Origin of the sequence: Streptomyces sp. NBC_01304, assembly GCF_035975855.1 — a bacterium.
Classification (GTDB): domain Bacteria; phylum Actinomycetota; class Actinomycetes; order Streptomycetales; family Streptomycetaceae; genus Streptomyces.
Window position 1 is genome coordinate 8,797,939 of sequence record NZ_CP109055.1, and the last position, 12,880, is coordinate 8,810,818.

Annotated in this window: 12 protein-coding genes; 10 read left to right on the plus strand and 2 right to left on the minus strand. The window is 71.4% G+C overall.

Going from position 1 to position 12,880, the window contains the following annotated elements:
• The first annotated feature begins 8 nt into the window (after positions 1–8).
• Both OG430_RS39135 and OG430_RS39140 read left to right on the plus strand, forming a co-directional pair.
• Positions 9–590, plus strand: coding sequence for an RNA polymerase sigma factor (locus OG430_RS39135; RefSeq protein WP_327357407.1), 582 nt, complete (start codon positions 9–11; stop codon positions 588–590).
• 17 nt (positions 591–607) lie between these two features.
• A complete protein-coding gene (locus OG430_RS39140; RefSeq protein ID WP_327359430.1) occupies positions 608–1,111 on the plus strand; it encodes a GNAT family N-acetyltransferase in 504 nt (167 codons plus the stop codon).
• Here OG430_RS39140 and OG430_RS39145 read toward each other — a convergent pair.
• A complete protein-coding gene (locus OG430_RS39145; RefSeq protein ID WP_327357408.1) occupies positions 1,093–1,545 on the minus strand; it encodes a hypothetical protein in 453 nt (150 codons plus the stop codon). The two genes, OG430_RS39140 and OG430_RS39145, sit on opposite strands and share 19 nt — an antisense overlap.
• On the minus strand, positions 1,526–1,885 hold the full coding sequence (locus OG430_RS39150) for a hypothetical protein (RefSeq protein ID WP_327357409.1): 360 nt from the start codon (positions 1,883–1,885) through the stop codon (positions 1,526–1,528). Before OG430_RS39150 ends, OG430_RS39145 begins: the two co-directional genes overlap by 20 nt.
• Positions 1,886–1,955: 70 nt before the next feature.
• On the opposite strand from OG430_RS39150, the gene OG430_RS39155 reads away from it, so the two are divergent.
• The 8 genes from OG430_RS39155 to cobT all read left to right on the plus strand — a co-directional run bounded on the left by OG430_RS39155 (position 1,956) and on the right by cobT (position 12,790).
• The gene (locus OG430_RS39155; RefSeq protein ID WP_327357410.1) at positions 1,956–2,603 is read left to right on the plus strand and encodes an HAD family hydrolase; all 648 of its coding nucleotides are present in this window, start codon (positions 1,956–1,958) and stop codon (positions 2,601–2,603) included.
• A 403-nt stretch (positions 2,604–3,006) separates the two neighbouring features.
• Positions 3,007–4,071 (plus strand): methionine ABC transporter ATP-binding protein, encoded by a 1,065-nt coding sequence (locus OG430_RS39160; RefSeq protein WP_327357411.1) that lies wholly within the window; start codon positions 3,007–3,009, stop codon positions 4,069–4,071.
• Positions 4,068–4,820 (plus strand): methionine ABC transporter permease, encoded by a 753-nt coding sequence (locus OG430_RS39165; RefSeq protein ID WP_327357412.1) that lies wholly within the window; start codon positions 4,068–4,070, stop codon positions 4,818–4,820. Before OG430_RS39160 ends, OG430_RS39165 begins: the two co-directional genes overlap by 4 nt.
• 91 nt (positions 4,821–4,911) lie before the next feature.
• Positions 4,912–5,745: a MetQ/NlpA family ABC transporter substrate-binding protein gene (locus OG430_RS39170; protein ID WP_327357413.1), complete on the plus strand. Its 834-nt coding sequence runs from the start codon at positions 4,912–4,914 to the stop codon at positions 5,743–5,745.
• Between the two features lie 30 nt (positions 5,746–5,775).
• The gene (locus OG430_RS39175; protein WP_327357414.1) at positions 5,776–6,615 is read left to right on the plus strand and encodes a MetQ/NlpA family ABC transporter substrate-binding protein; all 840 of its coding nucleotides are present in this window, start codon (positions 5,776–5,778) and stop codon (positions 6,613–6,615) included.
• A gap of 146 nt (positions 6,616–6,761) precedes the next feature.
• The gene (locus OG430_RS39180; RefSeq protein ID WP_327357415.1) at positions 6,762–7,409 is read left to right on the plus strand and encodes a GNAT family N-acetyltransferase; all 648 of its coding nucleotides are present in this window, start codon (positions 6,762–6,764) and stop codon (positions 7,407–7,409) included.
• Positions 7,410–7,588: 179 nt separating this feature from the next.
• Positions 7,589–8,806 (plus strand): precorrin-6y C5,15-methyltransferase (decarboxylating) subunit CbiE, encoded by a 1,218-nt coding sequence (gene cbiE / locus OG430_RS39185; RefSeq protein WP_327357416.1) that lies wholly within the window; start codon positions 7,589–7,591, stop codon positions 8,804–8,806.
• A 396-nt stretch (positions 8,807–9,202) separates the two neighbouring features.
• A complete protein-coding gene (gene cobT, locus OG430_RS39190) occupies positions 9,203–12,790 on the plus strand; it encodes a nicotinate-nucleotide--dimethylbenzimidazole phosphoribosyltransferase (protein ID WP_327357417.1) in 3,588 nt (1,195 codons plus the stop codon).
• The last annotated feature ends 90 nt before the right edge of the window (positions 12,791–12,880 follow it).

Consider the following 12,880-nt stretch of genomic DNA (forward strand, 5'->3'; position numbering starts at 1 on the left):
CGCCGGGCATGACGACGAGTGCGAAGACGACGTACGCGGACGACCGCGAGCTGCTCCTGACCCTGCGCCCCCTCCTCGCGGCCGAGGCCGCCGCGGAGGCGATCGCGCCGGGCATCGACCCGGACGACCTCGAACAGGCGGTGTGGCTGCGGCTGTTGGAGCAGCTCGACGTCGAGGGGCCACCCGCCGACCCGGCCGGGTGGCTGCGCCGCTCGGTGCGCGCCGAGGCCCGCCGGGTCCGGCGTACGCACCGCAGTGAACTCCCGTACGTGGCCGAGCCCGCGGCCGACGCGGACACCGGCCCCGAACGCCTCGCCCTGCGCGCCGAGCGGCGCCGCACCGTCCGGGCGGCCGTGCGCCGGCTGCCCGGACGCTGCCCCCGCCTCATGGCTGCGCTGTTGTCCCCCGAGGACCTGACCTACCGGGAAATCGCAGGGGAGTTGGGTATCTCACAGGGGAGCTTGGGGCCGGAACGTTCCCGATGCCTGGGATGCCTGCGCAGAATGCTCGCGGCGGAGGTTGCCGCTCCCGCGGTGTCTTTTCGGGCGGTGCGGGGAAAGGTGCGGGAAAGGCAACCGGTGGACAGGTGAGCGAGAGGCATGCACACATGGGCATGAGCGTGACCATCTCTGCGGCGACCGAGCAGGACGCCGAGCAGATCCTGAAACTGCAGTTCCTCTGCTACCAGAGCGAGGCGGAACTGTACGGCGACTACTCGATCGAGCCGCTCACCCAGTCACTCGAATCCATCAAGGCGGAGCTGACCAGCGGTTGCGTCCTCGTGGCCAGGCTCGGCGACGAGGTGGTGGCGTCGGTGCGCGGGGCCGTGGACGGCGACGGCACCGCACGGATCAACAAGCTGATCGTGCACCCACGGATGCAGCGGCACGGCCTCGGCGGCCGGCTGCTGCACGCGATAGAGGAGAAGCTCGGCACGGCAGGCGCGGTGAAGCACTACCAGCTGTTCACCGGCCACCGCAGCGAGAGCAACCTGATCCTCTATCGCAAGCACGGCTATCTGCCGGTCAGGAGCGAGCAGGTCAGCGGCCGCCTGACCCTGGTCACCCTGGCCAAGGACGCGGAGCCCGCCGCCTACGCGGCGAGCGCCTGAGTCCCGGCCTTCCGCAGCCAGTACAGCGCGGTCAGCGGCAGCAGCACGGGGATGAACAGATAGCCCATCCCGAAGTCCGACCAGACCGTGGCGTCCGGGAAGGCGGAGGGATCGGCCAGTGTCCAGGCACCGACGACCAGGACACCCACCAGCTCGGCGGCGCAGCACGCCAGCGCCGCCCTGCGGGCCTTCTCGCCGCCACGCACCAGCGTGTACGTGATGAAGCCGTAGACCAGACCCGCCACGGCGGACAGCGAGTACGCGAGCGGCGCCCGCTCGAAGTCCGTGGCGATCTGGTACGCGGAGCGCGACACGGCGCCGACCACCATCACTCCGTACAGCCAGACCAGAAGGATTCCGGGCCCGCTGATCAGCCGGGTGCGCTTCGCCCCGGCGGCGTCCTGCTGTGCCATCTCAGCCTCCCCAGATGTCATAGAGCCGCACCTCGAGGACGGCAAGCACCAGCGCGCCCGCGGCGACCGTCACCGAACCCCAGCGAGTGCGCTCGGCCAGCGACAGGAAGCCCGCCGCCGGGATGCACGCGGCCGAGCCGATCAGATACGCCACGAAGATCGTCGTGCCCTGCTCGGGCTTGTCGCCCTGCGCCAACCGCACGACGCCCACGACCAGTTGGACCAGGGCCAGGAAGGTCACCACGGCCATGCCGATGAAGTGCCAGTCCTTGGTCGGCTGGTCCCGGTAGGCGGCGAAACCGCACCAGGCGGCGAGTACGAGCGCGGCTGCTCCTGTCGCGATCGTGAGGGCGTCAAGCATGCCGCGAACACTAATACGGGACGAAAGACCCGATGCGCGCGCCCCCTGGTACGCACGTAGGGTCGATGCCATGAAGATCCAGGCCGAAGCCCTCCTGTTCGACAACGACGGCACCCTCATCTCCTCCATGGAGTCGGTGTTCCGCTGCTGGACGCGCTGGGCCGAGGAGTACGGAATCACCAAGGAGGACTTCGAGCGGGTCGAGCTGCACGGCCGCCCCGCCGTCGAGATCATCGCGGACCTGCTGCCCGCGGACCGCATTCCCGAGGCCCTCGCCCGCATCGAGCAGCTCGAGGTGGAGGACGTACCGGGCGGTGTGGTCGTCCTGCCCGGGACCAAGGAGCTCCTCGGCTCGCTGCCGAGCGACCGCTGGGCCGTCGTCACCTCCGCGACCCGGCCGCTCGCCGAGGCCCGGCTGCACGAGATCGGCGTCGACTTCCCCGTCATGATCGCCGCCGGCGACATCACGCGCGGCAAGCCCGACCCGGAGCCGTTCCTGCTCGCGGCCGAGCGCCTGGGCGTCGATCCGGCCCGCTGCGTGGTCTTCGAGGACGCTCCCGCGGGGCTCGCCTCGGGCCGTGCGGCCGGCATGACAACCGTGGCGTTGACCACAACGCACGAGGCCCACGAGCTCGTCGCGGACCATGTCGTGCGCGACCTGTCGGCCGTGTCCGCGCAGGCCACGGCCGGTGGCGTGGAGATCACCGTCGAGGGCTGAGCGCCCGACGCGCGTGTCCGTATCGCGAGGAGTGAGCGTCCGCTATTCGGACACCCTCGATCGGCTCGTATGCCTGTCTGCTTTACTTGGTCCATGACCACGACGAGCAGCCGCACCCTTGCGACCGAGGCGATGATGACGCCCGGTGCTCGTTGTATGTGTCGAATGTGCGCCTTCTGAGGGCCCCCGCACCACCGTCCCGCGCCCCGAAGCGAGACCGCTGAGCCCGCCTCCGGCCTGCTGGAAAGCACCCGGACCGAGCCTGCCCCGCGCACGCCATGTTCTTTCTCCGGAACCCCTCGTTCCGACCACAGTGCGAGAACCGTGCCCGGATTTCCGAAGATGAATGCCCCGTGCCCGGCGCCCACTTCGCGCCGCGCACTCGACAGTGACGGAAACCCCAGTGATCACCACTTCCGGCCTGACCAAGGTCTACCGCTCACGCGGTCGTGAAGTAACTGCCCTCGACGGCGTCGATCTGCAGGTGCGCGAGGGCGAGGTGTACGGCGTCATCGGCCAGTCAGGCGCCGGCAAGTCCTCGCTCATCCGCTGCGTCAACCTCCTCGAGCGCCCCACCTCGGGCACCGTGACGGTGGACGGCGTCGACCTCACCGCCCTCGCCGGCCGCGGCCCCCGCGCCGGCAAGGAGCTGCGCGAGGCCCGCAGCCGCATCGGCATGGTCTTCCAGCACTTCAACCTGCTGTCCTCGCGCACCGTGCAGGACAACGTCGAGCTGCCCCTGGAGATCCTCGGCGTCACCCGCCGCGAGCGCTCCCGCAAGGCGCTCGAACTGCTCGACCTGGTCGGCCTCGCCGACAAGGCGAAGAACTACCCGAGCCAGCTCTCCGGCGGCCAGAAGCAGCGCGTCGGCATCGCCCGCGCGCTGGCCGGCGACCCCAAGGTGCTGCTCTCCGACGAGGCCACCAGCGCCCTCGACCCGGAGACCACGCGCTCGATCCTGCAGCTCCTGCGCGACCTCAACCGGCAGCTCGGCCTGACCGTCCTGCTGATCACGCACGAGATGGACGTCGTGAAGTCGGTCTGCGACTCGGCCGCCCTCATGGAGCGCGGACAGATCATCGAGTCCGGCACCGTGAACGAGCTCCTCGCCACCCCCGGCTCCCAGCTCGCCGCCGCGCTCTTCCCGGTCAGCGGCGACGCCACCGGCGAGGACCGCACCGTCGTCGACGTCACCTTCCACGGCGAGGCCGCCACCCAGCCGGTCATCTCCCAGCTGTCGCGTACGTACAACATCGACATCTCGATCCTCGGCGCCGCGATGGACACCGTCGCGGGCAAGCAGGTCGGCCGCATGCGCATCGAGCTGCCCGGCCGCTTCGAGGACAACGTCGTGCCGATCGGCTTCCTGCGCGAGCAGGGCCTCCAGGTGGACGTGGCCGGACGCGAGTCGGTCGTGCCCGAGCCCGCGCTCGCCAAGGAGCTCGTCAAGGAAGGTGTCGCCAAGTGACCTGGTCGGAGATGCAGCCGCTGCTGGAGCAGGGCTTCTGGGACACGCTCTACATGGTGGGCTGGGCGACCGTCATCGCCGTCGTCGGCGGGCTTCCGCTCGGCGTGCTGCTCGTCCTCACGGACCGCGGCGGGCTGCTGCAGAACACACTGGTGAACAAGGTCATCGGCCAGGTCGTGAACATCACGCGGTCGATGCCCTTCATCATCCTGATGGTCGCGCTCATGGGCTTCACGCGCTCGATCGTCGGCACCACCATCGGCCGCGAGGCCGCCATCGTGCCGCTCGCCGTCGGCGCCATCCCGTTCTTCGCGCGGCTCGTCGAGACGTCCGTACGCGAGGTCGACCACGGCCTCGTCGAGGCCGTGCAGTCGATGGGCGGCAACACCTGGGCCATCGTGCGCAAGGTCCTCGTCCCCGAGTCCCTGCCGTCGCTGATCTCGGGCGCCACCACCACGATCGTCGCGCTCATCGGCTATTCGGCCATGGCCGGCGCGCTCGGTGCGGGCGGTCTGGGTGACATCGCCTTCCGCTACGGATACCAGCGTTTCGAATCCGACCTGATGTGGATAACCGTCGCTATTCTCGCGGTGATCATCTCCGTCATCCAGTTCGCAGGTGACTACGCGGCCCGCTCCCTGTCCCGCCGCGGGCGTGGCTCGACCGTCCCCAAGCTGCGCTTCCTGCGCAATGCGCCCGTCCCGGCGCCGGCGGCCGCCGCCGAACCCGAACTCACCAAGACGTCCTGACCCGACCCCGCCCCAAGACTTCCTGACCCGCCCCCGCACATCCGTCTGCGGGGTCGCACCACCAGCACCATCATGGAGAAAGGCACTTTTCGTGCGTAACACTGCCAAGATCACCGCCGCTGTCCTCGCCGCCGGAGCGCTCACGCTCGGCCTGACCGCCTGCGGCTCGGAGAAGTCCGGCTCGGGCTCCGCCTCGGCCGACGGTCCGCTGATCGTCGCCGCGAGCCCCACGCCGCACGCCAAGATCCTGAACTACGTCAAGGACAACCTGGCGAAGAAGGACGGGCTCGACCTGCAGGTCAAGGAGTTCACGGACTACGTCCTGCCGAACACCGCGACCGACCAGGGCGAGGTCGGCGCCAACTTCTTCCAGCACAAGCCCTACCTCGACGACTTCAACAAGAAGAACGGCACGAACCTGGTGTCGGTCGGCGACGTGGAGCTGGAGCCGCTCGGCCTCTACTCGCAGAAGCTCAAGACGATCGACGAGCTGAAGAGCGGCGCCACCGTCGCCGTGCCGAACGACACCACCAACGAGGGCCGCGCCCTCAAGCTCCTCGACGCCAACGGCATCATCAAGCTCAAGGCCGACGCGGGCCTGGACGCCACCCCCAAGGACATCGCCGAGAACCCCAAGAACATCCAGTTCAAGGAGGTCGAGGCGGCAACCGTCCCGCGCGCCCTGCCCGACGTCGACGCCGCGGTGATCAACGGCAACTACGCCGTCGAGGCCAAGCTCAGCCCCGCCAAGGACGCCCTGATCAAGGAAGCGGCCAAGGGCAACCCGTACGCCAACATCCTGGTCGTCAAGAAGGGCCAGGAGAACGACCCGCGGGTCAAGAAGCTCATCAAGCTCCTGAACTCGCCCGAGGTCAAGAAGTACATCGACGACGAGTTCGACGGCGCCGTCCTCCCGGCGTTCTAAGAGCCGCGGACAAGCAGGGGAGGGGCGCACATGCGCAAGTCAGTGAAGTCGGCGATACCCGCCGTCGCCGCGGCACTCGGCCTGGCCCTTGCGGCCACCGGGTGCGGCGCCGACAAGGGCAGCGGTAGCGGTGGCAAGGACGGCGCGCTCGTCGTCGGCGCCACCGCCGTCCCCGCCGGCGAGGTCCTCGCGTACATCCAGAAGGACCTCGCCGAGAAGGAGGGCCTCGACCTGGAGATCAAGGAGTTCACGGACTACGTCCTGCCGAACACCTCGCTCCAGGAGGGCTCCCTCGACGCCAACCTGTACCAGCACCAGCCGTTCCTGGACGACTTCAACAAGTCCAAGAACGGAGACCTGGTGCCGGTGACCGGCGCGTACCTGCCCCCGATGGGCGTGTACTCCAAGGGCGTCAAGGACGTGACGAAGCTTCCGGCCGGAGCCACCGTCGCGGTCCCGAACGACGCCACCAACGAGGCCCGGGCGCTCCAACTGCTCGCCTCCGAGGGCGTCATCGAGCTCAAGAAGGACGCCGGGCAGACCGCGACCCCCGCGGACATCGCGTCGAACCCCAAGAAGCTCACCTTCTCGGAGCTCGACCCGGCCCAGTTGCCGCGCTCCCTCGAGGACGCGGACGCCGCGGTCATCAACAACAACTACGCGCTCGACGCGGGCCTCAGCCCCAAGAAGGATGCCATCCTTCTGGAATCGGCCAAGGACAACCCGTATGTGAACGTTCTCGCCGTCAAGAAGGGCGACGAGAGCGATCCGCGCGTCAAGAAGCTGGCCAAGCTGCTGACTTCGCCCGAGGTGAAGAAGTTCATCGAGGAGAAGTACCAGGGCTCGGTCCTGACGGCCACCGCTTCCTGACGGCCACCGCTTCCTGACGGTACGTCACACAACGCGCCGCTTACCACGGGGCCCGCACCTGCCAAGGTGCGGGCCCCGTGGTGCAGTTGTGTCTCGTCATGCTGCATGCTGAGCACTTCAGCAGCCTGTAGTGACGGAGCAGTGCGATGACGAAGGCCGACCGGATGTTCCCGGACATCTCCATCAGCACGGAGCGCCTTGTGCTGCGCCCGCTGGAAGACGCGGACGCCCCTGCCTTCGCCGAGATGATGAACGACGAGATGGTCGCCGCCTGGACCGCCGTGCCCCAGCCCTACACCGAGACCGCCGCGCTCGGCTGGATCAACGAGTACGCGCCCACCGAGCGCATCGCGGGCCGCGGCCTCGACCTCGCCGTCACCGAGTTCCTCACCCAGCGCCTGGTCGGCATCGTCCAACTGACCAACACCAACTGGCGCCTCGGTGCCACCGAGATCTCCTACATCATCGCGCCCTGGGCCCGCGGCGAGGGCTATGCCTCCGAGGCCGCGCTCGCCACGGCCCAGTGGCTCTTCCGCGAACAGCGCCTGGAGCGCATCGAGCTGCGCACGGCCGCGGGCAACACCGCCTCCCAGCAGGTCGCCCAGAAGATCGGCTGCATCAGCGAGGGAGTCCTGCGCAACGCCTTCATAGCGCGCACCAGGTCCGAGGACGGCACCCTGACCGACCAGCGCACCGACCTCATCCTGTGGAGCCTGCTCCCCGAGGACCTGGAAGGCGTCGCCGACGAGCTCGCCGAGGCGTCCGGATACACCGCGTTCTCCGAGTGGAACTGACCGCTCTGCACTCCCGGGCGCCGGGAACTCCGCGACCGCTCGGCGCCCCACGGCCGCCGGGCCGTCCGTGGGGAACCCCTCGGCCCCTTCTCCGTTCCACCAGGTACGCTCCAGATGCCCGCAGCGCCGGGCCCTGACCCCACCGACTACCTGCGAGAACCCCCGGGAGACTGACGACGATGGCCGACCGCGTCACGGTGATCGGCTGGGACGGCTCACCCCTGACCGCGGCGGCCCGCTCCGCCCTCGGCGCCGCGACGCTCGTCGCCGGGGCGGCCCACCACCTGACGCTCCCCGAGGTCCCGGCCGGCGCCGAGCGGATCAGGCTCGGCAGCGTCTCCCTCGCCGCCCGCCGCATCGCCGGACACCGCGGCACGGCCGTCGTCCTGGCCGACGGCGACCCGGGCTTCTTCGGAGTCGTACGCATCCTCCGCGCCCCCGAACACGGCCTCGAGGTCGAAGTCGTCCCGGCCGTCTCCGCCGTCGCCCAGGCCTTCGCCCGCGCCGGAATGCCCTGGGACGACGCCCAGATCGTCGTGGCCCACCGCCGCACGCTGCGCCGCGCGGTCAACGTCTGCCGCGCCCACACCAAGGTCGCCGTGCTCACGTCACCGGGAGCCGGGCCCGCCGAACTGGCCCTCCTCCTCGGCAACGTCCACCGCACCTTCGTGATCTGCGAGGAACTCGGCACCGACCGCGAACGCGTCACCGTCCTCACCTCCGACAAGGCCGCTGACCACAGTTGGCGCGACCCGAACGTAGTCATCGTCATCGGCGGCCCGGTCACCCAGGACACCGGCTGGATCGCGGGCCGCGACCCCGCAGGCAGTCGCCCCCGGGGCTGGGCCCTGCCCGCCGCGGCGTACGGCGGCGAGCTCGGCGAGGGCGAGAACAACCGGCTGCGCGCCGCCCAACTCGCCCACCTGGGCCCCCGCGTGGGCGACCTGGTCTGGGACATCGGCTGCGGCAGCGGCGCCTTCGCCACCGAGGCGGCCCGGTCCGGCGCGGCCGTGATCGCCGTCGACCGCGACCCGGCCGCCTGCGAGCGCACCGCGAGCACCGCCAACCGCTTCGGCGTCCAGCTGGAGATCCTGCGGGGCACCGCCCCGCACGTACTCGAAGACCTGCCCGAACCCGACGTCGTACGGGTCGGGCTCGGCGGCGCCGCGGTCGTCTCGGCCGTCGCGGACCGCAGGCCCGAGCGCATCGTGACGCACGCCTCGACCCGCGACGAGGCCGAGCTGATCGGCCGCGACCTGACCGAGCACGGATACGCCGTCGAATGCGCCCTGTTGCAGACCGTGGAACTCGACACGCGCGCGTGGACGGAACGGGAGCGCGCCGTGGCATTTCTCATCACCGCAGATCTGCAGGGGCGGCGCGAAGCGCCTCGATGAGGGGTGGTGGCCGGGCGACGGGCGGGCCGTTTCGGGCCCCATGACCTTGCGGCGCCACGGCGGGCGGTAAGCTGGCCGATCGTTGTACTGCTCCCGGGCGTTCGTCGCTTCGTACGTCAATGTCCGGAAAACACGCCCGGTTTGGGGTGTGTGTGGTACGGCAGGGATCGGAGGACGCGCGACGTGGCGCAGTCCACAGCGGGCCGTGGCGGATCTTCCACCACGGCGGTGGTCCGGCCGAGACAATGGTTTTGACGTTTTGGCGCATTGTCGACAGTCGGTTCCGTGCCGCGCGGCACGCGCGCTCGTTCTTGTCCATGGGGTGGGCGGGTTGTCGACGTGCCGCCCCGGGCGAGCCGGCCGAAGGAGAGCACGACCGATGGGCGAGGGGTACGCATGACCGACACCGGCCAAGTCCCGGGTGAGGGACTGCCTCAGGACGCGGGCACGGTGGAGCAGCCGGGCCTTCCCGCCCCGGGTGCGTACACCTTCTCCGACCCGGCGGGCACGCCCGCCGATGACGACGACCTCCTCCTCATGCCGGGCGCCCAGGGCGCCTGGACCGACGGCCAGCCGCTCCTGCCCGGCCAGGTGGTCGGGCAGCAGGGCTTCGCCGCACCGGGGCAGCCGGTCATGCAGTCACCGGTGGCGCCGATTGCGTCTTCGAGTTTCTCCTACGACCCCTCGGCGCAGTCCGCTCCGGAGCCGGTGCAGGCGATGCAGTACGACGCCGCCGCACAGCACGCCGCGTCGGCGTCCTCGGCTGTCCTCGGGCACGGCCCGCTCGAGCCGGGACCGCACGAGGCCGCAGGCCGTGACAGCGGATCGGTCGACCTCGGCGGCGTCCGCGTCCCGGGCCCGTCGCCCGCCCCGCACGTCACCCCCGCGCAGGCCGTTCAGCAGCCCGGCATCACTCCGGCCAGGCGCCCCCTGCACATGGGCCCGCCGGCGTCCGGTGTCGCCGCGAGCCCGGTCCGTTCGCTGGCCGACCGTGGCCCCGCGGGCACTCCGCCGACCCCGATCCCGATGCGCAGGCCCGGTCCGCCCACCACCGGCCCCGAATACCTGGACATCCCGCGCGACGACAGCGCCGGACTGCCCGGACCGCAGCTCGGCGAGATCCCGCCGCAGGGCGCCACCCCGTGGACACCGCAGTCGCCGCAGGCATCTCAGCCCTCGCAGCAGTCCGCGCCCGGCTCCATGGTCCCGGCTGCAGAAACGGTCGTCCCAGGGGTCCCGCAGGCCCCGCACGTCCCCGACGTCGCGCTGGCCACACCCGCCCCGGACGCCACACCTGTCTCTCAGTACCCGGAGCCCGCGCCTCACTTGGTGCTCGCGCCGGACACCTCGGGGCACACCCCGGTCGAGGCGTCCTACGTGCCGCAGTCACCGGAGCCCGAGCAGGTCCCGTCCGGTGCGCAGGACCAGGACGCCGCGCAGCCGCTCGTCCCGGACGCCTCGCACGGAGGCCCCCGGTTCCCCGGCCTCCCCGAGGACCTCGGCACCCCGCAGCAGCCCCTCCTCACGGGCGCGCCGCAGCCCGAGGGCCCCCGACCGGCCGAAGCGGAAGCTGAGGTCGACGCCGACGCCTTCGCCGAGCCGATCCCGCTGTCCGTGCCCCCCGCCGAGGCGTTCCCGGCCCCGGCCCTCGAAGCGCAGGACCCGCAGCCGATGGGCCAGTTCGTGCCGGTCGAGGGCACGGTGCCGTCGACGCCGCACCTCGCCCCGACACCTCCGCACGCCCTGCGCCTGGCCGCGGCCGCCACCCCCGAGGAGGGTCCCGCCGAGGCGCCGGAGCCGGTCCCCGCGGCCGACCCGGCCCCGGAGCCCGAGGCGGCGCAGACCACCCCCGCGTCCGGCACCCTGCTCGCCCCCGAAGCCGCAGTGCAGGCCGAAGCGGCGGACGAGGCCGCGCCCGATCCCGTACCGGCGACTGACCAGCCCGTACAGCCGATCGAGCAGAGCGACGAACCGGCCGCCACCGTGCCCGCGCCCCGGGACGGCGGCGAGCCCGCGCAGATCGCCGACGAGGCCGAGGCCGAGCCGGAGCCCGCGCACATCGAGCCCGTCGCCGAGGGCGAGAGCGATGAGCCCGAAACCTTCGAGGCCACCGACCCCACGGCCGCGACCGACCCCATCGCCGCGACCGGGCCCACCGCCACGACCGACACCGCCGAAGACCCCGAGACCACCGAAGGCACCACCCCCATCAGCACCGTCACCCCCTCCTCCGAGACGCCCGAATCCGCAGGCAGCCCCGCCCCCGGTTACGACGAGGCCGAGCGCGAAGCCGTGCTGCGCGTGATGCGTGAGCGCCGCGACATCCGCAACGGCTTCCGCAGCGACCCCATCCCGCACGAGGTGCTGCTCCGCGTCCTGGAGGCGGCCCACACGGCGCCGTCCGTGGGGCACTCGCAGCCCTGGGACTTCGTGGTCATCCGCTCGGCCGAGACCCGGCGCACGATGCACGAACTGGCCATGCGCCAGCGCGATGCGTACGCCAAGTCGCTGCCCAAGGGCCGCGCCAAGCAGTTCAAGGAACTGAAGATCGAGGCCATCCTCGACACCCCGGTGAACATCGTGGTGACGGCGGACCCGACCCGCGGCGGCCGGCACACCCTCGGCCGGCACACGCAGCCGCAGATGGCCCCGTATTCCTCCGCGCTCGCCGTCGAGAACCTCTGGCTCGCGGCCCGCGCCGAGGGCCTGGGCGTCGGCTGGGTGTCGTTCTTCGACGAGCGCGAAATGGTCCGCACCCTCGACCTCCCCGACCACCTCGAAGTGGTCGCCTACCTCTGCGTCGGCTACGTCGACGAGTTCCCGGACGAGCCCGAACTGATGTCGGCCGGCTGGTCCAAGCGCCGCCCGCTGTCGTGGGTCGTCCACGAGGAGACGTACGGCCGCCGCGCGCTGCCCGGCGAGGACCCGCACGACCTGCTCGCCGAGACGGTCTCCAACATCCGCCCGCTGGACGCCAAGGCGCTCGGTGAGGCCTGGGAGCGCCAGAAGCGCATGACCAAGCCGGCCGGTGCGCTCGGCATGCTGGAGATCATTTCCGCGCAGCTGTCCGGCCTCTCCCGGATGTGCCCGCCCCCGATCCCGGAGCCCGCCGCAGTGGCGATCTTCGCGGGCGACCACGGCGTGCACGCCCAGGGCGTCACGCCCTGGCCGCAGGAGGTCACCGGCCAGATGGTCGCCAACTTCCTCGGCGGCGGCGCGGTCTGCAACGCCTTCGCCAACCAGGTCGGCGCCGAGGTCTGCGTGATCGACGTGGGCGTGGCCTCCGACCTCCCGGCCACGCCGGGCCTGCTGCCCCGCAAGGTCCGCGCGGGCACCGCCGACATGACGACCGGCCCCGCGCTCACCCGCGAGGAGGTCAAGGCAGCCATCGAGGTCGGCATCGACACCGCGCGCGACCTGGTCGCGGCGGGCAACAAGGCGCTGCTCACCGGCGAGATGGGCATCGCGAACACCACCGCGTCCGCCGCCCTGATCTCGGTCTTCACGGGCGCCGACCCGGCCGAGGTGACCGGCCGCGGCACGGGCATCAACGACGAGACGCTGGCCCGCAAGACCGACGTCGTACGCCGCGCCCTGGACCTGCACCAGCCCGACCCGGCCGACCCCATCGGCGTCCTCGCGGCGATCGGCGGCCTCGAACACGCCGCCCTGGTCGGCCTGTTGCTCGGCGGCGCCTCCCTGCGCACCCCGGTCATCCTGGACGGCGTCAGCGCCGGCGCGGCGGCCCTGGTCGCCCGCGCCATCGCCCCGGAGGTCCTCGCGGCCTGCATCGCGGGCCACCGCAGCGCGGAGCCGGGCCACGTCGCAGCCCTGAACAAGCTGGGCCTGCGCCCTCTGGTCGACCTGGACCTCCGCCTCGGCGAGGGCACGGGCGCGCTGCTCGCGCTTCCGGTGGTGCAGTCGGCGGCGAGGGCGATGCACGAGGTGGCGACGTTCGACTCGGCGGGCGTCACCGAGAAGTAGGGCTGCCAAATCAGCCCGTCCGGCGTCTGAGGACAGAGGCCGAAGGCCGATCCGGAGGTCTGGGGGCGAAGCCCCAGGCCGTCCGCAGGA